The sequence below is a fragment of the Phytohabitans rumicis genome (assembly GCF_011764445.1).
Taxonomy (GTDB): Bacteria; Actinomycetota; Actinomycetes; order Mycobacteriales; family Micromonosporaceae; genus Phytohabitans; species Phytohabitans rumicis.
On record NZ_BLPG01000001.1, the window covers coordinates 2106712 to 2131094 of the forward strand.

Below are 24383 nucleotides of genomic sequence, written 5' to 3' on the forward strand. Positions count from 1 at the left end.
GACCCCTGTCGGATGTCATTGGCGGCGGGCGTCGGCGACCGTCCTGCGCACTTTAGCTGACTACTGTGACGCCACGAGAACCCCGGCCACCGCGTCCAGCGCCGCTGCCGCGTCCGGTCCGGTGGCGCGCAGGGTCACCGTGCTACCGGCGGTCGCGCCGAGGGACATCACCGCGAGTACGCCGCGCGCGTTGGCGACGCGGTCGCCGTACTCGATCTCGATCTCGGCCTGAAACCGGGCCGCGGCCTGGACCACCTGCCCGGCCGGGCGCGCGTGCAGGTGCGCCGGCAGGACGACGGCGGTCTCACAGCTTACGGACATCGCGGGCCTCCTCCGCCGCGGCGACGACGGTCGGCAGGTCGGCGCCGGTGGCGGCGATGGCCGCGGCGGCGATCGCGCCCTCCACGAACGGCGCGTCGACGATCACCACCCCCGGACGCGGGTGGTCGTCGAGGACCGCTCGCGCGGTCAGCACGGAGCTGCCCAGGTCGGGCAGGACGAGGACACCGGCGCCGGCATCGGCCTTCTCCACGGCGGCGTGCACCAGGTCGTAGCTGGTGCCCAGCCCGCCCTCGTCGGTCCCGCCCGCCGCCAGGACCGTGAGCGTCCGCGCGCCGACCTGCAACAGCAGCTCCCGCAAACCAGCGGCGAGCTCGGCGCTGTGCGAGACGAGTACGATGCCCACGAATCTCGTCATGACCCAAAATGGTATGGTCATTAACACCGTTCGGCAATAGCGAACCGGTCAATGCAGAGGTGGCTACATGGTGCAGTCGGTGGCACGCGCGATCGAGATCCTGCGCGTGCTCGGCGGGGCTGCGCGCGGCGCCGGGGTCACCGAGGTCGCCGAGCGCATCGGCGTGGCCAAGCCGACCGCGCACGCGCTGCTGCGCACGCTCGAGGCCGGCCAGCTCGTCGCCCAGGACCACGAGACCGGCAAGTACCGTCTCGGCCCCGCGCTGCTGGAGCTCGGCAACGCGTACCTGGAGACGCACGAGCTGCGGGTGCGCTCGGTGGCCTGGGCGGACGGCCTGGCCAACCGGACCAACGAGGCGGTCTGGGTCGGCGTGCTCTCGGCCGACCACGTGCTCGTCGTGCACCACGCGTTCCGGCCCGAGGGGCCGTGCAGATCCTCGAGGTCGGCGCGGTGATCCCGTGGCACACCTGCGCGCTGGGCAAGGCCATCGTCGCCCACCTGCCCGAGGCCGACCGCGCCGCGCTGCTGCGCGGCAACCTCGCCGCGCTGACCGGCGCCACGCAGACCGATCCCGCCGCGCTGGTCCAGGCCCTCGATGGGGTACGCGCGACCGGGTACGCCCTGGAGGACGGCGAGGCGGCGATCGGCGACGCCGGCGTCGCCGCACCTGTGTTCGACCACACCGGTGAGGTGGTGGGCGCGATCGGGGCGGTCGGGCCGGTCGAGCGGCTACTGGCCGACGACGTCCGGGACGCGCTGGCCGTGTCCGTCCGGGAGACGGCGCGGCACCTGTCCCGCGACCTCGGCGCGGGCCGCCCGGCCACGCGCCGCCGCTGGGCCACCGCCTCCTGAGTGCAAGGAAGGGCACCCTGTTAACGCTTTCTGCATAGGAGGGGTCCCCTCCTAGCGCTCTTGACACATTGCACGCAGCGGGTCTACGGTCCGAACACAGTTCAGTATTACTGAACGACGTATCGATCATGGTCGACCCATGGCGCTTCCATCGATCCAGCGCGCACCATCGGAGCCATGCAAGCCACCGCGGAAGGAGCCCGGCCGTGAAGAAATTCATCAACGATGCTGACGCCGTCGTCCGGGAAGCGCTCGCCGGCATCGCCGCCGCCCATCCCGACCTGCGCGTCGACGTCGAGCAACAGATCATCGTACGGGCGGACGCGCCCCGGCCGGGCAAGGTCGGCGTGATCTCCGGCGGTGGTTCCGGGCACGAGCCGCTGCACGGCGGCTTCGTCGGGATGGGCATGCTCGACGCGGCGTGCCCGGGTGAGGTGTTCACCTCCCCCGTGCCGGACCAGATCCTCGCCGCGACCAAGGCGGTGGACGGCGGTGCCGGCGTCGTCCACATCGTGAAGAACTACACCGGCGACGTCATGAACTTCCAGATGGCCGCCGAGCTCGCCGGCGACGAGGGCGTCGAGGTGCACTCCGTGCTGGTCGACGACGACGTCGCGGTCGAGGACTCCACCTGGACCGCCGGCCGGCGCGGCACCGGCGCCACCCTGATCGTGGAGAAGGTGGCCGGCGCGCTCGCCGAGACCGGCGCCTCCGCCGCCGCGGTCGCCGCCGCCGGCGCCCGGGTCAACGAGGCGAGCGCCTCGTTCGCGGTGGCCCTGACCGCGTGCACGACGCCGTCGGCCGGCAAGCCGGGCTTCGAGCTGCCGGAGGACGAGATGGAGGTCGGGGTCGGCATCCACGGCGAGCCGGGCCGGCGCCGGGAAAAGCTGCTGCCCGCCAAGCAGGTGGTCGCGCTCGCGCTGGACGCGATCCTGAGCGCCAAGCCGCTGGCCGCCGGCTCCGAGGCCATCGTCCTGGTCAACGGGCTGGGCGGCACCCCGCTCATCGAGCTCTACCTGCTGTACGGCGCGGTCGCGGCCGGCCTGGAGAAGGCCGGCGTACGGATAGCCCGCAACCTGGTCGGTAACTATGTGACGAGCCTGGATATGGCCGGCATGTCGGTTACCGTGTGTCGGGCCGACGCGGAAGTGTTGCGACTGTGGGACGCTCCGGTCCGCACCCCGGCGCTGCGCTGGGGTGCATAGCTAGCTGTCTCGCAGGGAGGCCACCGTGGACGTCGCGCTCGCCCGCTCGTGGATCGCCGCCATCGCCGCCGCGGTCGCCGAGCAGGCCGACTACCTCACCCAGCTCGACTCGGCGATCGGCGACGCCGACCACGGCGTCAACCTGAACCGAGGCTTCACCGCGGTCCTCGCCGCGCTGGACGGCCCGCCCCGGCGACGGTCGGCGAGGTGCTCGTCAAGACCGGCTCGACGCTCATCTCCAAGGTGGGCGGCGCGGCCGGACCGCTGTACGGCACGGCGTTCCGGGCGATCGGCAAGGCACTGCCGCCAGACTCCACAGTGGACGTCGCCAGCCTCGGCCAGGCACTGCGCGCCGGCCTCGCGGCGGTCCAGAAGCTGGGCGCCGCGGTGCCCGGCGACAAGACCATCGTCGACGCGTACGGCCCGGCCGTGGCCGCGTTCGAGAAGGCGAACGACGAAGGGCTGGGCGCGGCGGCGCGGGCCGCGGCGGAGGCGGCCGCCGAGGGCATGCGGGCCACCACCGCCCTGCAGGCGCGCAAGGGCCGGGCGTCGTACCTCGGCCCACGCAGCGTCGGCCACCAGGATCCGGGCGCGACGTCGACGTGGCTCATCTTCCAGGCACTGGCGGATATCACGACATGAGGTACGAGGGCGTCGCCGGCTCACCCGGCGTGGGTCTGGGCCGGATCCGGCGGGTCGACCCGGTCGCCGGGACGGCGCCCTCCACCGTGGACGCGCACGCGGTCGAGGCGGCCTTCGACGCGGTGGCCGCCCTGCTGCGCAAGCGCGCCGACGAACTGCGCGCCGGCGGCCACACCGAGCCGGCGGACATCATGGACACCACCGCCCTCATCGCCGACGACCCCGACCTGCGGAGCGCGGCCGTCAGCGAGGTACGCGCCGGCGTGCCCGCCGACCGGGCCGTGACCGCCGCGGCCGCCCGGTACGCCGGCGTGCTGGCCGCCCTGCCCGACCCGACCCTCGCCGGGCGGGCGGCCGACGTACGGCAGGTGGGGCGGCGGGTGGTGGCCGCGCTGACCGGCGACACAGGATCCACTGTGGAGGGCCCGGTGGTGCTGGTCGGGCACGAGCTGGGCGCCGACGACCTGCTCGACGCCGCGGACGGGCTGGCCGGGGCGGTGTCCACACTGGGCGGACCCAACGCGCACGTCGGCATCGTGGCCCGCGCGCTGGGCGTACCACTGGTGTTTGGGATAGAGCCGGCGGCCGCCGGCGGCGCTCTCGCCATCGTCGACGGGGCGGTCCTGGTCGTCGACCCGACGGCGGACGAGCAGCGGGCCGCGCGGGCGGCGATGCGGGCCGCCGCCGGGCGGCGGGCCGACCTGGCGGCCGGGCGGACCCTGCCCGCCGTCACCCGCGACGGCCACGCGGTCACGCTGCTGGCCAACGTCGCCACCCCCGGCGAGGCGGCCGCCGCGGTGGCCGGCGGCGCGGCCGGGGCCGGGCTGGTCCGCACCGAGCTGCCGTTCCTGGCTGCGACGGACTGGCCGGACGAGGCGGCGCACGCGGCCGCGCTGCGCCCCGTGCTCGCCCCGCTGGCCGGCCGGGTCGCCACCGTCCGCGCGCTCGACTTCGCGCCGGACAAGCTTCCGCCGTTCCTCATCGGACGGTCGGTGACGCCGCCGCCGGACGCGCTGGCCGCTCAGTTCCGGGCGATCGTGGCGGCCGGCGCCGGCACCGAACTGCGGGTGATGCTGCCGATGGTCGCCTCGGCCGCCCAGCTGCGCGCGGCCCGTCCCCTGCTGGCCGCCCCGGTGCCGCTCGGCGCGATGGTCGAGCTGGCGGCGGCGGTCGAGGACATCGACGCGCTCGCCGCGGCGGCCGACTTCCTCTCCATCGGCACGAACGACCTGACCGCCGCCCTGCTCGGCCTGGACCGCCAGGACCCGCGACTGACCCCGGCACGCGCCGCCGATCCGGTGGTGCTGCGCGCGATCGCCGCCGTGGTACGCGCCGGCGACCGCCACGGCCGGCCGGTATCGGTGTGCGGCGACGCGGCCGCCGACGCCTCCGTGATCCCGCTCCTGCTCGGCGTGGGGTGCACGACCCTGTCGGTCACACCGTCCGCTTTGGACGCCGTACGCGCGCTGGTGCGCTCCCTCGACCTGGCGGAGTGCCGCGCACGGGCCGCCGTCCTGCTGGCATAGGGCGTCACTGCATCTGCTCGACGACCTCCTCGGCGGTGAGCCGGCCCCGGTCCGGTGCCACGCCCGCCGCCCGCAGTGCCGTCGCCGCCGGCGGGTTCGGCGGCCGGCGCCAGTGCCAGTCGGAGACGGCCTGGTACGCGGCGACCACCGACAGCAGGCGGTCCTCGGCGTACGGCTGGCCGCCCAGGATCGCGCCGATCGGCACGCCCGTCGCGGTGAACCCGATCGGGAAGCCGATTTCCGGAAGGCCCAGGATGTCGAACGGCACCGGCCCGGTCTGCACGACCACGTCGCACTTCGCGAAGACCTGGTCCAGCACCCGCTCGATGAGCAGCAGCTTGGCGCGCTGCCCGGTGAGGAACTCGTTCGCGCCCAGCAGCGCGCCCTGCAGCCACCCGGTCACCGAGACGCCGAAGCCCCGCAGATCCGTACGCAGGTACGGCATGAACGGCTCGCTGCGCTCGGGCAGCCGCACGTTGTTGAACGCCCCGCCGGTCAGCAGGTCCCACTCGTCCGGCACCGGCACGTCCACAAGCGACACACCCGGGATGGCGTCCACAGTGGCCAGAAACGCCCGGCGCGCCTCAGCCGTTGCGGATGTGCCGTCGGCGTACCCGGGAAGCACGCCGACGCGCGTGTTCCAGCGCGCGCGGACCTTGCCACCGGCGCGGACCGGCGTGGCCGCGCGCACCAGGTCGGGCACGGCGGGCAGGCCCTGCGTACGCGGGTCGCTCGGGTCCTCCCCCGCCATCGCGGCCAGCATGATGGCCGCGTCCTTGGCGTCCCGGGCGAGTGGGCCGGGGTGGTCGCGGGTGTAGCTGAGCGGGATGATGCCGTGCAGGGACACCCGGCCCATGGTGGGCTTGAGCCCGGTCAGGTTCTGCGCGTTGGACGGCGCGGTGATCGAGCCGCCGGTCTGGGTCCCCGTGCCGGACGCCGCCATCCGGCCGGCCACCGACGTGGCGGTGCCGGTCGACGAGCCACCCGGGTCGGTGCCGGGCACGGTCGGCGTCCACGCGTTGACCGTGGTGATGACGCCGGCCGGCGTGGTGGCGCGGGTGGTCGCCAGCGGACCCATCTGCGTCTTGCCGAGCACGATCGCGCCGCCCGCCTTGAGCCGCGCCACGGCCGTGGCGTCGTACGGCGGCACGAAGTCCTGGAAGAGAAAGGAGTTCGCGGTCGTCCGCACGCCGGCGGTGTAGTAGTTGTCCTTGATGGCCAGCGGGATGCCGTGCAGCGGCCCGCGGCCGGTCCGGCGTCCGGCGGCCTTGGCGGCGGCCCGCGCCTCGTCGGCGAGCACCGTGTTGAACGCCTGATACGTGGACTCGTACGCGGCGATCCGCGCCAGGTACGCCTCCACCAACTCGGTCGGCGAGAGCTTGCGGTTGCGGATCATCCAGGCGGCTTCGGCGAGGGTCAGCTCGGTCGGGTCGGCGAGGGCCTCGGGGCGCGGCTTCGTGTAGGCATCGTCCGAAAAGGACGGTGGCCCCGCCAGCGCGGCGGTCGGGGCGAGCACGGCACCGGCGGCCAGCGCCGTGCTGTGGGCGAGGAACGTGCGGCGGGCAAGAGGGTTCACTTCCGCCACTCCAGGCTGATCGAGGGGTAGAGCATCGGCGCGGCCTGCTGTGACAGCGCGGCCGCGTGGGCCGGGTTGCTGCCCGCTGGCGCCGGAAGCTGGTACGCGGCGAGCGCCGTCACGGTTCCCCGGACGAACGAGCGCAGCGAAGCGAGCACGGAGTCCCGCCCCGGCGAGCCGGTGACCGGGTCAGCGGCGGTGCCGGGCGGCAGTTGGTCGAGGTCGATACCGATGGAGGCCAGCCGAGCCCTGATCATCACGTCCAGCTCGGCGTCCGTGGGTGGGGTGGGAGCCATGGCAGCCACTCTTGGCGCCACCTGTGTCGTCCCCGTGTCCCCAAGATCACGTCCAGGTGTCTTATCAAATCGCTACTCATCAATGTCTGATTGCCGACGCATCAGTGCATCGATCGACGGCTCTGTATCAACATGCATTCAGCCTCACGAAGGAGTGCCATGGCAGGTCAGATGCGAAGAATCGGCATTGGGCTCGCGGTCGTGCTGGCCGCGGTCCTCGGCGCGGCGCAGCCGGCCCACGCGGCCGTGCCGGACGGCCACGGGTTCGTGCTCTGGAACGGCGCCGCCACGGTGCCGTCCGGCACGTGGCCGCCGGCCACCACGGTGACCCCCGGCGGCGGGGGCCTCTACCGGATCGTCTTCCCCGGCCAGGCGGCCAGGGGCGGCGTCGTCCACATCACCGCGATCAACGAGCGTCCGATCTGGTGCCAGGCGCTCAGGTGGGGCCCGTCGGGCGCCGACGAGATCGCGTACGTCCGCTGCTACCGGCCCGGCGGCTTCGGCTACGACACGCCGTTCACCGCGGTCTTCGCGAGCAGCTCACCGCCCGACGGCATTCCCGGCCATTACGGGTACGTCCACGCGCTCGCCAACGGCACGATCGTCAGCGAGTACAACTCGCAGATCGGCACCGGCAACGTCGTCGCGCCGACCGGCTCGCCGGGCGAGTGGGTCGTGCGCTTCCCGATGCTGGGCACGCCCGGCCCGTTCGACGGGAGCCTGCAGGCCACGGCCGTCAACACGAGCGTCGGGGCGCACTGCGAGATCGCGAAGTGGAGCTCCAACGTGTGGTCGCAGGACGTGGTCGTGTTCTGCTTCGACGGGGTCGGTGCCAAGTTCGACACCGATTTCACGCTGACGTACCAGTATCGGCGGGCGCTCTACGGTCCCGCGATCCCGCCGAAGTACTTCGGGTACCTCTGGAACATGCCGCCGCCCCCGGTGCCCAACATCGGGCCGGCGTCGACCAACTTCAACTCGGTGTTCGGACCCGGCGCGAACGCCATCGCGTCGTCCGGCCCCGGCCTGTCGCTGGTCGTCTTCCGCGGTCTCGCCCAGCGGCCGGACACCGTCCAGGTGACGGCGGTCGGGCAGCGCGGTGAGTTCTGCAACCTCCAGTGGTACTGGGCGTACATCGGCACGGACGTGTACGTCCGCAACGTCGCCTGCTACACCCCGCTCGGCGCCCGCGTCGACTCGGGCTCCTTCACCAGCTACAACTCCGAGTTCTAACCCGTGATCAAGGCGTCCTTCAAGTCGTCCGGACGACTTGAAGGACGCCTTGATCACGGAAGGGGGTTGGGCTACGCGGAGAGGGCTACCGCGGCGGGAGTTACCGGGGCGGGGAGGACGCCCGCGCCGCCCACGTACGAGTGGATCGCGGCGGCGGCGGCGCGGCCCTCGGCGATGGCCCACACGATGAGCGAGGCGCCGCGGTGCATGTCGCCGGCCACGAACACGCCGTCGGTCGACGTCTGCCAGTCGGAGCGCGAGTCGATCGCGCCGCGCCGGTTGCGCGCCACGCCCAACTGCTCCAGCAGCGGCTGCTCCTCGGTGCCGTCGAACCCGATCGCCAGCAGCACCAGGTCGGCGGGCAGCTCCCGCTCCGAGCCCGGCACGTAGGTGAGGATCCGCTGGCCGTCCCGCTTCTCGACGCTGACCTCGGCGATGCGTACGGCGCGGACGTTGCCCTCGCCGTCGTCGACGAACTCGCGCACCGCGACCGCGAACACCCGGCCGCCGCCCTCCTCGTGGGCCGCGTAGTTACGCAGGATCCACGGCCACGTCGGCCACGGGTCGCGCTCCTCGTCGCGGGCGTCCGGCGGCTGCGGGTACAGGTCGAGCTGGTGGATGCCGGCCGCGCCCTGGCGGTGAGCGACGCCGAGGCAGTCCGCCGCCGTGTCGCCGCCGCCGATGATGACCACGTGCTTGCCCGCCGCGTCGATGGGAGTCGAGTCCTGCAAGCCGGCGACCATCCGGTTGGCCGGCACCAGGTGGTCCATCGCCAGGTGTACGCCGCGAAGCTGCCGCCCCGGGGTGGCCGGGGTGTCCCGGCTGGCGAGCGCGCCGCAGGCCAGCAGGACCGCGTCATGCGAAGCGCGCAGCGATTCCGCCGTCACGTCCACGCCCACGTTCACCGACGTACGGAAGCGCACGCCCTCGGCCGCCATCTGGTCCAGCCGCCGGTCGATGTGCCCCTTCTCCAGCTTGAAGTCGGGGATGCCGTACCGCATGAGGCCGCCGATGGCGTCGTCCCGCTCGTACACGGTGACCTCGTGGCCGGCGCGGGCGAGCTGCTGCGCGGCGGCGAGCCCGGCGGGCCCGGAGCCGACGACGGCGACGCTCTTGCCGGACGGCGGCGGCACCGCCTGCGGGGTGACGTGACCGAGGTCGAAGGCCCGGTTGATGATCTCGACCTCGACCTGCTTGATGGTGACCGGCTCACCGCCGGCGATGCCCAGCACGCAGGCCGCCTCGCACGGCGCCGGGCACAGCCGCCCGGTGAACTCCGGGAAGTTGTTGGTGGCGTGCAGCGACTCGATGGCCGCGGCCCAGTTGCCGGTGCGGACCAGGTCGTTCCAGTCCGGGATGCGGTTGCCCAGCGGGCAGCCGTCGTGGCAGAACGGGATGCCGCAGTCCATGCACCGGGTGGCCTGCTCGCGGATCAGCCCGTCCTCGGCCTGCGGGTACACCTCGCGCCAGTCCTGGATGCGCACCGGCACCGGGCGCCGGCTCGGCAGCCGGCGCCCGTACCGAAGAAAGCCCTGAGCATCAGCCACGGGACACCTCCATAACCGCCTCGTCGATGTTCCGACCGGCGGCCTCGGCGGTCCGGATGGCTTCCATCACCCGCTTGTAGTCGCGGGGCACCACGGCGGTGAACTCGTCGACCGCCTCCTGCCAGCGCTTGAGCAGCCGCTCCGCGACCGCCGAGTCGGTCTCGGCGAAGTGCCGCTCGACCAGCGTCCGCAGGGTCACCTCTTCCTCGTCGGTGAGCGACTCAAGCTCGACCAGCTCCGGGTTGACCCGGCTCTTGTCCAGGCGCCACACGAACGCCGTACCCCCGGACATGCCGGCGGCGAAGTTGCGGCCGGTCTGGCCGAGCACGACGACCGTCCCGCCGGTCATGTACTCGCAGCCGTGGTCGCCGACACCCTCCACAATGGCCACCGCGCCGGAGTTGCGGACGGCGAACCGTTCACCCACGCGGCCGCGCAGGAAGACCTCGCCGGCCGTCGCTCCATAGAGGATGGTGTTGCCGCCGATGATGTGCTCCTCGGCCACGAACGGCGCGGTGCTGAACGGACGCACCACGATCCGCCCGCCGGACAGCCCCTTGCCGACGTAGTCGTTGGCGTCGCCGTAGAGCCGCAGCGTCACGCCGCGCGGCAGGAACGCCCCGAACGACTGCCCCGCCGTGCCGTGCAGCGTCACGTCGATGGTGTCCTCGGGCAGCCCCTCGCCGCCGTACCGGCGGGCCACCTCGCCGCCGAGCATCGCGCCGACGCTGCGGTGCTCGTTGCGGACCGCGACCACCGGGCGCACCGGCACCCGGTCGTCCAGCGCCGGCCGGGACAGCGCGATCAGCTCGTTGTCCAGAGCACGGTCGAGGCCGTGGTCCTGCTCCCGGATCCGCCGCCGGGCCGCGCCCTCGGGCAGGTCCGGCACGTGCAGCACCGGGGTCAGGTCGAGCCCGCGCGCCTTCCAGTGGTCGACGGCCGGCGCGATGTCGAGCAGCTCGGCGTGGCCGATCGCCTCGTCCAGCGACCGGAAGCCCAGCTCCGCCAGGTAGCCGCGGACCTCCTCGGCGAGGAACTGGAAGAAGTTCTCCACGAACTCGGGCTTGCCGGTGAACCGCTCGCGCAGCACCGGGTTTTGCGTGGCGATGCCGACCGGGCAGGTGTCCAGGTGGCACACCCGCATCATGATGCAGCCCGAGACGATCAGCGGTGCGGTCGCGAAGCCGTACTCCTCGGCGCCCAGCAGTGCCGCCACGACCACGTCGCGGCCGGTCTTGAGCTGGCCGTCGACCTGCACGGTGACCCGGTCACGCAGCCGGTTGAGCAGCAGCGTCTGCTGCGCCTCGGCCAGGCCCAGCTCCCACGGCGTGCCGGCGTGCTTGAGCGAGTTGAGCGGGGACGCGCCGGTGCCGCCGTCGTGGCCGGAGATCAGGATGACGTCGGCCTTGAGCTTCGCCACGCCCGCGGCGACGGTGCCGACACCGATCTCCGAGACCAGCTTCACGTGTACGCGGGCGGTCGGGTTGACGCACTTGAGGTCGTGCACCAGTTGGGCGAGGTCCTCAATGGAGTAGATGTCGTGGTGCGGCGGCGGCGAGATCAGCCCGACGCCTGGGGTGGCGTGCCGGGTCTTCGCGATCCACGGCCACACCTTGTTTCCGGGCAGCTGCCCACCCTCGCCGGGCTTGGCCCCCTGCGCCATCTTGATCTGCAGGTCGTCGGCGTTCACGAGGTACTCCCCGGTCACGCCGAACCGTCCACTCGCGACCTGCTTGACCGCGGAGCGCCGCTCCGGGTCGTACAGGCGGTCGACGTCCTCGCCGCCCTCGCCGGTGTTGGACTTGCCGCCGATGCGGTTCATCGCGATGGCCAGCGTCTCGTGCGCCTCCGCCGAGATCGACCCGTACGACATGGCGCCGGTCGCGAAGCGCTTGACGATCTCGGCAGCCGGCTCGACCTCGTCCAGCGGCACGGCCGGCCGTACGCCGGTGCGCAGCGTGAACAGGCCGCGCAGCGAACCCGCCCTGGCCGCCAGCTCGTCCACAGTGGACGTGTACCGCTGGAACACGTCGTACTGCCGGCTGCGGGTGGCGTGCTGGAGCAGGAACACCGTCTCCGGGTTGAACAGGTGCACCTCGCCCTCGCGGCGCCACTGGTACTCGCCGCCCACCTCCAGCCGGCGGTGCGTGCGCTCGGCCTGGTTCGCCGGGTACGCGCGGGCGTGCCGGGCCTTGATCTCCTCGTGGATCTCGTGCAGCCCGGCTCCACCGATCTTGCCGGGGGTGCCGTCGAAGTAGCGCTCGACGAGCCGGGCGTCCAGGCCGACCGCCTCGAAGACCTGCGCGCCGCAGTACGACGACACGGTGGAGATGCCCATCTTGGACATGATCTTCAGGACGCCCTTGCCGAGCGCCTTGACGTAGTTGCGCACGCCGGTAGCCGGCTCGAGCCCGGGCAGGGCGCCGGTCGCGATGAGGTCCTCGACCGACTCGAACGCCAGGTACGGGTTGACCGCCGCCGCGCCGTACCCGATGAGGACCGCCGCGTGGTGCACCTCGCGGCAGTCGCCGCTCTCCACGATCAGCGCCACCTGCGTACGCGTCTGCTCGCGCACGAGGTGCTGGTGCACGGCCGCGGTGAGCAGCAGCGACGGGATCGGCGCGAGGGTGGTGGTGGAGTCCCGGTCGGAGAGCACCAGGATCCGCACGCCGTCTTCGATCGCCTCGGACACGTGCCGGCAGATCTGGGTCAGCCGGGCCTTGATGCCGGCCGCGCCGTCGCGCAGCGGGTACAGGCCGGAGACCCGGACCGCCTTGAAGCCGGGCAGGTCGCCGTCGTCGTCGACCGACAGGATCTTGGCGAGCTCGTCGTTGTCGATCACCGGGTACGGCAGCACGATCTGCCGGCAGCTGGCCGGACCCGGGTCGAGCAGGTTGCCCTCCGGGCCGATGGTCGACTGCAGGCTGGTGACCAGCTCCTCCCGGATCGCGTCCAGCGGCGGGTTGGTCACCTGGGCGAAGAGCTGGTGGAAGTAGTCGTACAGCAGGCGGGGACGGGTGGACAGCGGCGAGATCGGCGTGTCCGTGCCCATCGAGCCCAGCGGCTCCGACCCGGTGCGGGCCATCGGGCCGAGCAGGATCTTCAGCTCCTCCTCGGTGTAGCCGAACGTCTGCTGCCGGCGCTGCACCGAGTCGTGCGTGTAGACGATGTGCTCGCGCTCGGGCAGGTCCTGCAGGTCGATCAGGCCGGCGTGCAGCCAGTCGTCGTACGGCTGGGCCGCGGCCAGCTCGGCCTTGATCTCGTCGTCCTCCACGATCCGGCCGGAGGCGGTGTCGACCAGGAACATCCGGCCCGGCTGCAACCGGCCCTTGGCCACCACGGTCGCCGGGTCGAGGTCGAGCACGCCCGCCTCGCTGCCCAGCACCACCAGGCCGTCGCTCGTACGCCACCACCGGCCCGGCCGCAGGCCGTTGCGGTCCAGCACCGCGCCCACGACGGTGCCGTCGGTGAACGCCACCGCGGCCGGGCCGTCCCACGGCTCCATGAGGCTGGCGTGGAACCGGTAGAACGCCCGCCGCGCGGGGTCCATGTCCGGGTCGTTCTCCCACGCCTCCGGGATCATCATCAGCATCGCGTGCGGCAGGCTCCGGCCGGCCAGGTGGAGCAGTTCGAGGACCTCGTCCACGTTCGCCGCGTCGGAGGCGTCCGGGGTACAGATCGGGAACAGTCGCCGGATGTTGCCCGGGATGTTCTTCGACGCCAGCAGCGCCTCGCGGGCGTTCATCCAGTTCTTGTTGCCGCGGATCGTGTTGATCTCGCCGTTGTGCGCGATGAACCGGTACGGGTGCGCCAGCGGCCACGACGGGAACGTGTTGGTGGAGAACCGGGAGTGCACCAGCGCGATCGCGCTGGCCACCCGCTCGTCGGCCAGGTCCGGGAAGAACGTCGGCACCTGCGCGGGCGTCAGCATGCCCTTGTAGACCATCGTGCGCGACGACAGCGACGGGAAGTAGGCCGCCACGCCCCGCTCGCGGGTCTCCCGCTCGGTGCGCTTGCGCACGCAGAACGCCACCCGGTCCAGGTCGAGACCGGTCAGCGGGTCACCCGCCGGACCCTCCGGCGAGTCGGTCAGCCGGTGCGCGGCGAGGAAGATCTGCCGGATCACCGGCCGGGCCGCGTCCGCCGACTCACCCAGGTCGGCCGGGTCCACGGGTACGTCCCGCCAGCCCAGGATGTCGGCGCCCTCGACCAGCGCGTACTTCTCCAGCACCTGGACCGCGCGGGCCGTCTTCTCCGCGTCGTGGGACAGGAACACCAGGCCCGTCGCGTACTGCCCGGGCGGTGGGAGTGGAAAGTCGACCACGGCCCGGAAGAACTCGTCCGGCACCTGCAGCATGATCCCGGCGCCGTCACCGGTGTTGGGCTCCGCGCCGCGCGCGCCGCGGTGGTCGAGCCGGCACAGCGCCGACAGGCCCTTCGCGACGACGTCATGCGACCGGCGGCCCGAAAGATCCGCCACGAAGGCCACGCCACAGGCGTCATGTTCGTACGCCGGGTCGTACAGCCCTTCGGGCTTTCGCTGAGGGTGCGGATGGACCACCGGGCCTCCTTGTCGTCGCTCGCGCGTTTACACACGGAAAGGTCGGGACGACGTCGGCCCTGCTGAGTCCTTCGAGTCTACGTTAGGGGTTCCTGTACTCCACCAGCGGAGATTGATCACACGTGCCTGAACTATTTGACAGGTTAGAGCGCTTTTACGATGCCGTACCCCGCGACGGCGCGCATACCGAGATTTTCGGGGGCTGGTGCTCTTTGTCCGGAACGGCGCTGGTTGGCCCTTTTATGCGCGTCCGCGGCTGGGCGCCGCCGAGCCACCATCCGCCGCGGACATTACCGCGGCCCGGGCCCGGCAGCGCGAGCTCGGCGCGCCCGAGGCGTTCGAGTGGGTGCACGAGACCACCCCCGACCTGCTCGCCGTGGCGCGGTCGGCGGGGCTGACGGTGCTCGAGGCGCCCCTGCTGGTGCTGGATCCGGCCGCCCTGGTCAAGCCCTCCCGCGTACCAGTGCGTCTTATCGATCCGGCGGCGCCCAGCTTCGCCGCGGACATCGCGGTGCGGCGGGCCGTGGGTGCGGTCGGGTTCGGCGCGCCCGGCACGGGCGCCGGCCCGGCGGGTCCCGCGGAACGCGACGCGGCGGTGTTCGAGGTGGCCGAGGAGGAGTTGGCCGACGAGCGGCGGGCGACCGGAGCGGGCCGGCGGGCGTCGGCGCTGGCCGAGGACCCCGAGCTCGGCGTGGTGGCCAGCGGCATCCTGCAACGGGTGGACGACGTGGCCGAGATCGCCGGGGTGGCGACGCTGCCGGCGGCCCGGCACCGGGGCTTCGGCGCGGCGGTCACCGCGGCGCTCGCCCGGCACGCGCTGGACCAGGGCGTCGACGTGGTGTTCCTGTCCGCGGGCAGCGAGGACATCGCGCGGGTCTACACGCGCGTCGGCTTCCGCCGCATCGGTACCGCTTGCATCGGCTCTCCCTCGATTTTCCCCACCGTCTAGAGCGGTTTTGGGGCCGGGGTGCCCTGCGAAGACATCAAGCCTGACGGGCTTCGCAGGGCACCCTGGCCCCCAAAACCCAAGCCCAACCCCCTAGGCCGGAACGGCGAAGCCGAGAGCCGCGGCCGTAGCCTCGACATCCGCGCGCTCGCAGGCCGGGACGGGCGCGCCGATCTCGGTGCGGATCTGGCCCGCGTCGGCCAGCAGCTGGGCCGCCCGCTCCGGGTCGTCCTGGCGGTGCACCTCGGCGAGCGCCTCCAGCACGCTGGCGGTGCGCCACCGGTCGCCGACCTTGCGGTGGGTGGCCAGGCTCAGCGCCAGGTGCTCCCCGGCCCGGTCGGTGCGCCCGCCGCGCAGCTCGACGAGGCCGCGCAGGTTGTGCACCCAGCCGACGCCCTCCGGGAAGCCGAGCGCGGCGTACCGCTCCAGGGCGGCGTCCAGCAGCGACGTCGCCCGGTCGGTGTCGCCGCGGTAGAGAGCGACCGCGCCCAGGTTCATCAGCGCGGAGGCGGCCGCCTCCGCGTCGCCGAGCCGCTCGAACCACCGCCGGCCCGCCCGCAGCCGCAACTCGGCCCGGTCCAGGTCGCCGGCCAGCCAGGCGGTGAAGCCGCGCAGCAGCACCGCGCGCGCCTCGCCCAGCTCGTCGCCGCACTCCACGTAGATGGCGGCCGCCTTGTCCAGGTGCGCGGCGGACTCCTCGTACTCGGCACGCTCCCGGGCGACCGAGCCGAGGATCATCTCCACCCGCGCCTGGGCGCGCTGGTCCCCGACCGCCCGGTACGCCACCCGGGCCACCTCGGCGTACTCGGCGGCGGCCGGATAGTCGCACAGCAGCATCGCGAGCATGGCGGCGTCGGCCGCGGCGGCGGCGCGCAGCAGCTTGGGCGCCCGGGGGTGCCGGGCCAGGGCGGCCGCCAGCCAGTCCAGGGCCTCCCGGTAGTGCCCCTCGATCCGGCAGAACATCGCCAGCGCGGTGGCGAGCCGCAGATCGCCGTACGGGATGGCGCTGGGCCGCGCCTCGCCGAGCCAGGCCATCGCGGCACGCAGGTTGGCCGCCTCGGCGCGCAGCCGGGCCAACCCAGCCTCCTGGCCGTGCCCGCGCAGGTCGGCGTCGGCGGACTCGGCGACCGACAGGTAGTGCGCCGCGTGGGCCGTACGGGCAACCGGCGCGTCACCGTACAGCCGGGCGAGCGCGTGCCGGCGGATCGGCATGAGCATCCGGTAGCGGCCGGTGTTCGCCTCGACCAGGGACGCGTCGACCAGCAGGTCGAGTGCCTCGGGGCCGGCACCGCCGCGGACCGCGTCGGCGGCACCCCGGTCGAAGCCGCCCACGAAGACCGCCAACCGGTCGAAGTACGCCTGGACCTGCGCGTCGAGCTGCTCCAGGCTGGACTCGACGGCGGCGGCCACGGTGCGGTGCCGCGGCGGCGCGGTCGGGTCGGGGCTGTGCAGCAGGCGCTGGTCGGTGCGCAGCCGGGCCACGATCTCCGACACGCTCAGCAGCGGGGTACGCGCCGCGGCCAGCTCGATGGCCAGCGGCAGCCCGTCCAGTTCCAGGCAGAGCTGGGCGACCGCGTCGGCGCTGCCCTCCGGCACCGGCCGGCCGGAACGCGCCTGCGCCCGCTCCAGGAAGAGCCGGGTCGCGGCGTGGTTGGCCAGCTCGGCGAGGGTGAGCCCGGCCGTCGAGGCGGGCAGCGTCAGCGGCGGTACCGGCACGATCGCCTCGCCGTCCGCCCGCAGCGGCGCCCGGCTGGTGGCCAGCACGCGCAGCCCCGGGCACGCCGCCAGCAGCCGGCCCGCCAGCTCGCCGCACCCCGCCACCAGGTGCTCGCAGTTGTCGAGCACGAGCAGGACGTCGTGGTCCCCGACCTCTTCGGCGATGGCGTCGATCGACTCCTTGCCCGGCTCCTCGCGCAGGCCCAGCGCCTCGGCGACGGCCGCCGGCACCCGTACCGGCCGGTCCACCGCGCTCAGGTCGACGAACCAGGCCAGCGGCCTGCCGGCCCCGCCCGCCGCGGCGATCGCCAGCCGGGTCTTGCCGGCGCCGCCCGGCCCGACCAGCGTCACCAGGCGGTGCGTCCCGAGCCGGGCGCCGATCTCGTCCAGCAGCGTCTCGCGCCCCAGCAGGCTGGTCAGCGGCACCGGCGGCGCGGCCACCTGCCGCGGCAGCCGGGGCATCGGGGGCGGCGGTGGCGCCGGCGGCTCCGCCAGGTCGCCCCGCTCGGCGGCCGCGGCCAGTGCCCGCAGCCGCTCCCCCGGCTCGACGCCGAGCTGCTCGGCGAAGGTGCGCCGGGCCCGCTCGTACACCGACCGGGCGGCCCCTCGGCCGGCGCTCACCAAGGTGGCGGTCAGCAGCAGCTCCCACCGGCGCTCGCGCAGCGGATGCCTGGCCACCCCCGCCTCCAGCTCGGCGGCCGCCACCGCGGCGACCTTCGCCGCCTCGATGCCCGCGGCCACCGCCGCGCGATCGGCCACCGGCGCGCCGCTCGCCCGCACCGCCGCGCCAGCCAGCCGGAGTACGCAGTCCCAGCGGTCCTCGCGGGCCCGCGAACGACTCTCGGCCAGCCGCTTCGCCTCGGCAACCGCCCAACCGGACAGCACCATCCCGGCGAGCGGCGTGTCGGACCGCCACCGCGCCAGCGCCCGGTCGTAGAGCGCGATCGCGGCGTGCAGCTCGCCCGCGGCCCGCTGCGCCAGCGCCCGGCGCAGGTCATCCTGGAAGAGACGGGCATCGACGTACCGCCCGGCGAGCCGGAACCCGGACGCCCGGGTCTGCAAGGCGCCACGCAGCCCGCACCGGGTCAGCGCGCCGGCGAGGGCGGCGGCGTCACGATCGAGGGAGTCGGTGGCCAGGCCGGTCGCGGCGAGCTGCGCCCACCCCACGATCTCCCCGGCCCGCAACCCGAGCACGGCCAGCAGCCTGCGCGCGCCGGTGGCCAGCGGGATAGCGCCCTCGGCCCCGGCCAACTCCACCGGGCCCAGAAGGCGCACCTGCCCTGGGCGAACGCGTAGGCCATTCGTCATTGCGCGTAGTGTCCCCCTCGCGCGCTGCGATGGTCAGCCCCCCATTCGGCTCCATTTCCCGCGTCGATCAAGGGCTTTCCCGTCGATCAAGGGCGTATGGCCGTGCTTTGATCTCCGATCCACGACCGTTTGCCCTTGATCGACGCGGAAGTCCTTGATCGGCGCGGCGCGGGCGCGGCGGCGCGGCGGCGCGGCACCGCGAGCGGGGGCGGCGCGGCGCGGCGCGGAGGGCGGGGCGCGCGGGAGGGTTAGGCCGGGGGTTTCCAGGCGGCGGCGGCCGTGGCGGCGCTGCCCATCAGGCGGGGCTGATCGTGCCCAGCGCGGCGTCTCGCGCGCGCAGCGCCAGCCGGCCGCGCGCCTGCAACACCGCCGACATGCGCCGGGTCTGGCGTACGACGGTGGCCGCCCGGGGCCGGCGCAACCGGGAGTACGCCGCCACCGCCTCGGACACCTGCCGGCCGGGGACCGCCTCGCGCAGCAGGGACTGCAACGTCGCCGCGTCTTCCAGTGCCAGGCACGCGCCCTGCCCGAGGTGGTGCGGCATGGCGTGGGCCGCGTCGCCGAGCAGCACGAAGCCGCCCGGACCGGCCGGGAAGCCGTACTCCCGGGGGAGCGGGCGCAGCTCGCGTACCTCCTGCTGGACCAGGTCGTCGGGCTCGGTGGCGGCGAGCAGGTCCCCGATCGGCGCGTGCCAGCGGGCGAACCACCGCCGGAGCAGGACGAGCTGGGTCTCCGGCGACTCCGGGCGGGGCGCCCCGGCGGCGGTCGCCACCCAGTAGATGCCGCCCCGCGTGGAGGATCCGGCCGAGCCGCGCTGCCCGAGCTGGGCGGCCACGAAGCGGTAGCCGGCGCCGAGGGTCTCCCCCACGACCGGCCGCCCGTCGTTGAGCGGCGGCACCCGGTACCAGGGGATGACCGCCCGCCACGCCGCGCAGCCCGAACTGACCACGGTGGACCCGGGCGCGAGCCGCTGGCGTACCGCGCTGTCGATGCCGTCGGCGGCGACCACCACGTCCGCCTCGTACGTCGTCCGGCCGTCACTCACCGCCGGCCGGTCGTCGGGCGACACGCGCGTGGACCGGACGGTGACGCCGGTGCGGATCTCCACCCGGTCGCCGAGCCCCGCCACGAGCGTGTCGTGCAGGTCTTCCCGGTGCACGATCACCGGCACGCGCGTGGCCCCCGGCCGGGGCTGCACGAGCCACTGGCCGTCGGGACGCCGTACGCCACTGTCGGGCAGCGGGGTGGCGATCGCCGCCAGCCCGCCGGCCAGGCCGAGGGCGTCGAGCGCCTTGACCCCGTTCGGCCAGAGGATCAGCGCGGTCTGGTCACCCCGCACCCGGTCGCCGCGTTCCAGGACGGTCACCTGCCAGCCGGAGCGCGCCAACGCGCCCGCCACGGCCAAGCCGCCGATGCCCGCCCCAACGACGACAGCCGTACGCATGGGTGGCGCTCCTCGCTCTTGGGTCAGCGATCGTCGGTGGTCCGGACGCTGCCGTCCGGTTCGCCGTCGTCGCCATTGTCGCCGCCGCCGTCCGGCTCGGAGTCGGACGAGGCGTCCGCCTCCGCGCCGCCGGGCGCGTCGCCGGGCAGCTCCCCGGTTTCCCGGTACGCCAGGTATTGCTCCTCGCTCACCGTCCGGTAGCCCGAGGGCCGGGTGGCCGCCGCCTTGGCCGCGGAGCCGGACACGTCCCGCTGGGACACGTCGCTGTCCGCGCCCACCGTCACGGGCACCGGCGCGCCGTCGATCGGCACCAGGAACTCCTGCGGCCCCTTGACGCGCAGGAAGTACGCGAGCGCGCCCAGGAACACCAGCACCGACACCCACACGTTCACCCGCGCCCCGAGGATCACGTTGGCCTCGTCGGTACGCATCAGTTCGATCCAGAACCGCCCGGCGGTGTAGCCCATGACGTACAGGGCGAACGCCCGGCCGCGGCCCAGCTTCCAGCGGCGGTCGACCAGGTAGACCATGGCGGCCACGCCGACGTTCCACAGCCCTTCGTACAGGAACGCCGGGTGGTAGAGCCCGGGTTCGAGGATCGGGTCGCCGTTCTGGTCGCGCAGCGCGTGTCCCGGGTTGTCCGGATCCATCTGGTGGATCTTCAGGCCCCACGGGAGCGTGGTCTGGCCGCCGTACAGCTCGTTGTTGAACCAGTTGCCGACCCGGCCCACCGCCTGCGCCAGGGGCAGCGCCGGCGCGACCGCGTCCGCGACCACCCGCAGCGGGAGACCGAGCTGCCGGCAGGCGAGCCAACCGCCGAACACGCCACCGGCCACCGCGCCCCAGACGCCGAGGCCACCCTCCCAGATCTTGAACGCGTCGAGCGGGTGCCCGCCCTCGCCGAAGTAGTCCTGCGGCGACGTGATCACGTGGTAGATCCGCGACCCGACGATCCCGAACGGCACCGCCCACACCGCGATGTCCAGGACCACCCACGGCGGCCCGCCCCGCTGGCGCAGCCGATACTCGGTCACCAGGCAGGCGACCGCGATGCCGAGGACGATGCAGAGGGCGTACGCCCGGATCGGGATCGGACCGAGCTGCCAGACGGCGGAGCTGGGGCTCGGGATTGCGGCGATTGTCACGGGTGCACACGCTACCGCCGCCGGGCCGACCCGCGTTAGCCCGGGGTTTGGCAGCCCGGCATGGCTGACTTCTCGTTTACCCAGTCGTACGCTTTTTGTCCATGAGCTCTTTGACCTCCGCGGTCGCCGCCGTCATCACCGACGCCGCAGGCCGCGTGCTGCTCTGTCAGCAGAGCCAAGGACATCGACTGTGGTGCCTTCCCGGGGGCCGGATCCGCCAAGCGGAGAGCCCCGTCCACGCCGCGATCCGCGACATCCGCGAGGAAACCGGCCTGGAGACCCACATGGTGGAAATCGTGGGTCTGTACCAGCTGAGCGGCAACTCCTGCGGCGAAGACATGCCAGACGTGCTGAAGTACGTCTTCCGCGGCCAGATCGACGGCGGCGAGGCGAGCGTCAACTCGCCCGGGAAGATCTCCCGGCTGTCCTGGCACGACCCGGACGCCCTGCCCAGCCCGTTGACGCCCATCACGCGGGTCGCGATCGCCGACGCCGTGGCCGGGCGGTCGGGCGTGCTGCGCGAGGTGCAGCGGGACGCCGAACCGGACATCCCCGACGCCGCCGACTCCGAGCCCCTCGTCGCGGCCGCCACCTAGCACGACGGCCCGCCCCGTGGATCTAGACGAGAAAAGGTCAGCTCAGAGCCCTAACTCGTCTAGATCCAAAATTCAGAGCTACCGCGACGACCGTCGCGGTGCGGACCGCTGCTCCCGCGGCCTCACCCGCCGCGGTTCACACCCACCCCACCCGCGTCGATCCTCAGCGTGTAGCGGTTCGGACGCCCCGGGCCAGGTCGGCGCTCAGTTCCCGGAGTGCGGCCAGCCCGGCCGCCTCGTCGGGCGCGTCCAGCACGCACCGGACCAGCGCGCTACCCACGATCACGCCGTCCGCGTACCCGCCGACCTCGGCGGCCTGGGCCCCGTCGCGTACGCCCAGGCCAACGCCCACCGGCAGGTCGGTGACCGGACGGATCCGGGCGACCAGCTCGGGCGCGGCCGACGACGTCTGCTCCCGGGCACCCGTCACGCCCATGATCGCGGTCGCGTACACGAAGCCGCGGCAGTGCGCCACGGTCATCGCGACCCGCGCGTCCGTCGACGAGGGCGAGACGAGGAACGTCCGGTCCAGCTGGTACGCGTCGGAGGCGGCCAGCCACTCGTCGGCCTCGTCCGGGATCAGGTCGGGCGTGATCATGCCGGTGGCCCCGGCGCCGGCCAGGTCCCGGGCGAACGCGTCCACGCCGTACTTCTCGATCGGGTTCCAGTAGGTCATCAGCACGACCGGTACGCCGGTCGACGCCACCGCCTCGATGATCCGCAGCGTGTCCCGGGTGCGTACGCCCCCGGCGAGCGCGATCTCGCTGGCCTGCTGGATGACCGGCCCGTCCATGACCGGGTCCGAGTACGGCAGCTCCACCTCGATGACGTCGACGCCGCCCGCGGCCATCGCCTTCATCGACTCGATGCTGCCCTCGACCGTGGGGAAGCCGGCCGGCATGCAGCCGACCACCAGCGCCCGGCCCTCGGCCCGTGCCTTCTCAAAAGCGACAGAAATACTCACGGCAGCATCCCGAAGTACGCACCGGCCTGCTCCACGTCCTTGTCCCCCGCCCGGACAGGTTCACCACGATCGTCGGCTCCCGCCCCAGTTCAGCGGCGAGCGCGGGGACGATCCGCAGCGCCCCGGCCAGCGCGTGCGCGCTCTCGATCGCCGGGATGATGCCCTCGGTCCGGCACAGCAGCTGGAACGCGGCCATCGCCTCGGTGTCGGTGACCGGCTGGTACGACGCGCGCCCGCTCTCGTGCAGCCAGGCGTGCTCGGGCCCGACGCTGGGGTAGTCCAGCCCGGCCGAGATCGAGTACGACTCGATGGTCTGCCCGTCCTCGTCCTGCAGCACGTACGTCCGCGCGCCGTGCAGCACGCCCGGCGAGCCGCCGCTGAAGCGGGCCGAGTGGCGACCGGTCGAGATGCCCTCGCCGCCGCCCTCGAAGCCGTACAGCCGCACGCCCTCGTCCCCGACGAACGCGTGGAAGATGCCGATCGCGTTCGAGCCGCCGCCCACGCAGGCGGCCACCGCGTCGGGCAGCCCGCCGGTCTGCTCCAGGCACTGCCGGCGGGCCTCGACCCCGATGCCGCGCACGAAGTCGCGCACCATGGCCGGGAACGGGTGCGGGCCGGCGGCCGTACCCAGGAGGTAGTGGGTGTTGTCCACACTGGACACCCAGTCGCGGAGCGCCTCGTTGATGGCGTCCTTGAGCGTCCGCGAGCCGGTGGTCACGGGCACGACGGTGGCGCCCAGCATCTTCATCCGGGCCACGTTGAGCGCCTGGCGCTGGGTGTCCACCTCGCCCATGTACACGGTGCACTCGAGGTCGAAGAGCGCCGCCGCGGTGGCGGTCGCCACCCCGTGCTGCCCGGCCCCGGTCTCGGCGATCACCCGCCGCTTGCCCATCCGCTTGGTGAGCAGCGCCTGGCCGAGCACGTTGCGCACCTTGTGCGCGCCGGTGTGGTTGAGGTCCTCGCGCTTGAGCAACAGTTGGGCGCCGGCCGCCGCGGAGAGCCGCGAAGCCCGGTAGAGCAGCGACGGCGTGCCCGCGTAGTCCCGCAGCAGCGCCCCGAACTCCGCCTGGAACGCCTCGTCCGCCATCGCGTGCCGGTACGCCGCGTCGAGCTGGTCGAGCGCCGCGACGAGGGCCTCCGGCACGAACCGGCCGCCGTACCGGCCGAAGTGTCCGGCCACGTCGGGCAGCAGGCCCGCGAGCGACGCGTTCATCGCACGGGCCGGGGGTAGCCGGGTGGTTACCCGCGTTGACCAGCTCGGCGACCGCGTCGCGCGGGCTCTTCTTGGTCACCAGACCCTCGCCCACCAGGACCGCGTCGGCACCCGCCGAGGCGTACCGGATGAGGTCGTGCGGACCCCGCACGCCCGACTCGGCGATCTTGACGACGTTGTTCGGCAGTCCGGGCGCGATCCGCTCGAACACCGACCGGTCCACCTCCAGCGTCCGCAGGTTGCGGGCGTTGACCCCGATGACCTGCGCACCCGCCTCCAGGGCCCGGTCGGCCTCTTCCTCGGTGTGCACCTCGACCAGCGCGGTCATGCCCAGCGACTCGATCCGCTCCAGCAGACCCACCAGCACCTTCTGCTCCAGCGCCGCCACGATCAGCAGCACCAGGTCGGCCCCGTGCGCCCGGGCCTCGTGCACCTGGTAGCTGGAGACCACGAAGTCCTTGCGCAGGACTGGCACCTGCACGGCGGCCCGCACCGACACCAGGTCGTCCAGGGACCCGCCGAACCACCGGCCCTCGGTCAGCACGCTGATGCACCGGGCACCGCCCGCGGCGTACTCCGTGGCCAGGTCAGCCGGGTCCGGGATCTCGGCGAGCTGCCCCTTGGACGGGGACGACCGCTTGACCTCCGCGATCACCCCGACGCCCGGCTTGCGCAACGCCGCGTACGCGTCGAGCGCGGGCGGGGCGGCCGCCGCGAGTTCCTTGACCCGTTCCAGCGAGACCCGCTGTTGTCGCAGCTCGACGTCCTCGCGCACGCCGGCGAGGATCTCGTCGAGCACACTCACGGCTGCCCCGGCGGCGGGCCTGCCGCCGTCGTCCTCCGCGTTCGCATGCTCAGCAGTCACCAACGGACTCCCCTTTCCGGGTGTCATTCGCCCGATGCTAGGGGGCGCCAC

General features: G+C 73.4%; 17 protein-coding genes and 3 pseudogenes. 8 read left to right on the plus strand and 12 right to left on the minus strand.

What is annotated here, in order from left to right:
* Window positions 1–60: 60 nt before the first annotated feature.
* Both Prum_RS08980 and dhaM read right to left on the minus strand, forming a co-directional pair.
* Complete coding sequence (locus Prum_RS08980; RefSeq protein ID WP_173075560.1) at window positions 61–321, minus strand: HPr family phosphocarrier protein; 261 nt, start codon at window positions 319–321, stop codon at window positions 61–63.
* Window positions 305–697, minus strand: a complete 393-nt coding sequence (gene dhaM / locus Prum_RS08985; RefSeq protein WP_173075561.1) for a dihydroxyacetone kinase phosphoryl donor subunit DhaM — start codon at window positions 695–697, stop codon at window positions 305–307. Before dhaM ends, Prum_RS08980 begins: the two co-directional genes overlap by 17 nt.
* A 67-nt stretch (window positions 698–764) precedes the next feature.
* Here dhaM and Prum_RS49355 point away from each other — a divergent pair, with 67 nt between their 5' ends.
* The 5 genes from Prum_RS49355 (at window position 765) to Prum_RS09005 (ending at window position 4922) form a co-directional block, all read left to right on the plus strand.
* Window positions 765–1151, plus strand: coding sequence for an IclR family transcriptional regulator (locus tag Prum_RS49355; protein WP_218577159.1), 387 nt, complete (start codon window positions 765–767; stop codon window positions 1149–1151).
* On the plus strand, window positions 1124–1549 hold the full coding sequence (locus Prum_RS49360) for an IclR family transcriptional regulator (protein WP_218577160.1): 426 nt from the start codon (window positions 1124–1126) through the stop codon (window positions 1547–1549). Before Prum_RS49355 ends, Prum_RS49360 begins: the two co-directional genes overlap by 28 nt.
* A 206-nt stretch (window positions 1550–1755) precedes the next feature.
* Window positions 1756–2754, plus strand: a complete 999-nt coding sequence (gene dhaK / locus Prum_RS08995; protein WP_173075563.1) for a dihydroxyacetone kinase subunit DhaK — start codon at window positions 1756–1758, stop codon at window positions 2752–2754.
* A gap of 207 nt (window positions 2755–2961) precedes the next feature.
* Complete coding sequence (gene dhaL, locus Prum_RS09000) at window positions 2962–3396, plus strand: dihydroxyacetone kinase subunit DhaL (RefSeq protein WP_246277760.1); 435 nt, start codon at window positions 2962–2964, stop codon at window positions 3394–3396.
* On the plus strand, window positions 3393–4922 hold the full coding sequence (locus tag Prum_RS09005) for a putative PEP-binding protein (protein ID WP_173075566.1): 1530 nt from the start codon (window positions 3393–3395) through the stop codon (window positions 4920–4922). The genes dhaL and Prum_RS09005 overlap by 4 nt, the downstream gene beginning before the upstream one ends.
* 4 nt (window positions 4923–4926) lie before the next feature.
* Here Prum_RS09005 and Prum_RS09010 read toward each other — a convergent pair whose 3' ends face one another.
* Together Prum_RS09010 and Prum_RS09015 are read right to left on the minus strand one after the other, a co-directional pair.
* Window positions 4927–6498, minus strand: coding sequence for an amidase (locus tag Prum_RS09010; protein WP_246277761.1), 1572 nt, complete (start codon window positions 6496–6498; stop codon window positions 4927–4929).
* On the minus strand, window positions 6495–6794 hold the full coding sequence (locus Prum_RS09015) for a hypothetical protein (protein WP_173075570.1): 300 nt from the start codon (window positions 6792–6794) through the stop codon (window positions 6495–6497). The genes Prum_RS09010 and Prum_RS09015 overlap by 4 nt, the downstream gene beginning before the upstream one ends.
* 171 nt (window positions 6795–6965) lie before the next feature.
* On the opposite strand from Prum_RS09015, the gene Prum_RS09020 reads away from it, so the two are divergent.
* Window positions 6966–8027 (plus strand): hypothetical protein, encoded by a 1062-nt coding sequence (locus tag Prum_RS09020; protein ID WP_173075572.1) that lies wholly within the window; start codon window positions 6966–6968, stop codon window positions 8025–8027.
* A gap of 71 nt (window positions 8028–8098) precedes the next feature.
* Here the strand turns inward: Prum_RS09020 and Prum_RS09025 are convergent, their stop codons facing one another.
* Both Prum_RS09025 and gltB read right to left on the minus strand, forming a co-directional pair.
* Window positions 8099–9574 carry a glutamate synthase subunit beta gene (locus tag Prum_RS09025; protein WP_173075573.1) on the minus strand — a complete coding sequence of 492 codons (1476 nt, stop codon included), beginning with the start codon at window positions 9572–9574 and terminating at the stop codon, window positions 8099–8101.
* On the minus strand, window positions 9567–14135 hold the full coding sequence (gene gltB / locus Prum_RS09030) for a glutamate synthase large subunit (RefSeq protein ID WP_173075575.1): 4569 nt from the start codon (window positions 14133–14135) through the stop codon (window positions 9567–9569). Before gltB ends, Prum_RS09025 begins: the two co-directional genes overlap by 8 nt.
* 205 nt (window positions 14136–14340) lie before the next feature.
* On the opposite strand from gltB, the gene Prum_RS09035 reads away from it, so the two are divergent.
* The gene (locus Prum_RS09035) at window positions 14341–15084 is read left to right on the plus strand and encodes a GNAT family N-acetyltransferase (RefSeq protein WP_173075577.1); all 744 of its coding nucleotides are present in this window, start codon (window positions 14341–14343) and stop codon (window positions 15082–15084) included.
* Window positions 15085–15174: 90 nt separating this feature from the next.
* Here the strand turns inward: Prum_RS09035 and Prum_RS09040 are convergent, their stop codons facing one another.
* The 3 genes and pseudogenes from Prum_RS09040 to lgt form a co-directional block, all read right to left on the minus strand.
* The gene (locus Prum_RS09040) at window positions 15175–18072 is read right to left on the minus strand and encodes an AfsR/SARP family transcriptional regulator (protein ID WP_173075579.1); all 2898 of its coding nucleotides are present in this window, start codon (window positions 18070–18072) and stop codon (window positions 15175–15177) included.
* 281 nt (window positions 18073–18353) lie between these two features.
* Window positions 18354–19549: pseudogene (locus Prum_RS09045) on the minus strand (FAD-dependent oxidoreductase).
* A gap of 23 nt (window positions 19550–19572) precedes the next feature.
* Window positions 19573–20694, minus strand: coding sequence for a prolipoprotein diacylglyceryl transferase (gene lgt / locus Prum_RS09050; RefSeq protein ID WP_246277762.1), 1122 nt, complete (start codon window positions 20692–20694; stop codon window positions 19573–19575).
* A gap of 101 nt (window positions 20695–20795) precedes the next feature.
* On the opposite strand from lgt, the gene Prum_RS09055 reads away from it, so the two are divergent.
* Window positions 20796–21290 (plus strand): NUDIX hydrolase, encoded by a 495-nt coding sequence (locus Prum_RS09055; RefSeq protein WP_173075581.1) that lies wholly within the window; start codon window positions 20796–20798, stop codon window positions 21288–21290.
* Window positions 21291–21453: 163 nt separating this feature from the next.
* On the opposite strand, the gene trpA is transcribed toward Prum_RS09055, so the two are convergent.
* From trpA to trpC, 3 genes and pseudogenes are all read right to left on the minus strand, one after another.
* The gene (gene trpA / locus Prum_RS09060; protein ID WP_173075583.1) at window positions 21454–22254 is read right to left on the minus strand and encodes a tryptophan synthase subunit alpha; all 801 of its coding nucleotides are present in this window, start codon (window positions 22252–22254) and stop codon (window positions 21454–21456) included.
* Window positions 22251–23467: pseudogene (gene trpB / locus Prum_RS09065) on the minus strand (tryptophan synthase subunit beta). The gene trpA and the pseudogene trpB overlap by 4 nt, the downstream one beginning before the upstream one ends.
* A gap of 4 nt (window positions 23468–23471) precedes the next feature.
* Window positions 23472–24266 (minus strand): annotated as a pseudogene (gene trpC / locus Prum_RS09070) (indole-3-glycerol phosphate synthase TrpC); the annotation flags it as partial.
* Window positions 24267–24383 lie beyond the last annotated feature (117 nt).